Origin of the sequence: Cupriavidus sp. SIMBA_020 (genome assembly GCF_046535395.1) — a bacterium.
Lineage (GTDB): Bacteria > Pseudomonadota > Gammaproteobacteria > Burkholderiales > Burkholderiaceae > Cupriavidus > Cupriavidus campinensis.
This window is the reverse complement of record NZ_JAWRWU010000697.1, coordinates 1-268: the sequence shown is the minus strand read 5'-3', so window position 1 is coordinate 268 and position 268 is coordinate 1. Positions and strand designations below refer to the sequence as shown.

The window sequence follows — 268 nt, the reverse complement described above, 5'->3', positions numbered from 1 at the left end:
CGCGACGCCGCGCCGCCCGGCTTCCGCGACGATCGCGGCGGCAAGGGTGTCGGCGCCGAGCGCCAGTGCGGACGAATCGCGCGGAACGTAGATGCGGGTCGTCATGCGGCCTCCGGGGCGTGGGCGGCCGCGTCGGCGAGCAGCGCGTCGAACTTCTCGGGCGTGACCTTCGCGTGCAGCACGCCGTTGACCGTCATCGACGGCGATTGTGCGCACAGCCCCAGGCAGTAGACCGATTCGAGCGCGACGTCGCCCGGCGCGTGCGCAG

Annotated in this window: 1 protein-coding gene; it reads right to left on the bottom strand. The window is 73.5% G+C overall.

Annotated features, from left to right (window positions below):
- Window positions 1-101: 101 nt before the first annotated feature.
- Window positions 102-268, bottom strand: a 167-nt coding sequence (locus tag SB751_RS31115) for an NAD(P)H-dependent oxidoreductase subunit E (RefSeq protein WP_410749156.1), incomplete at its 5' end; no start/stop codon positions are given.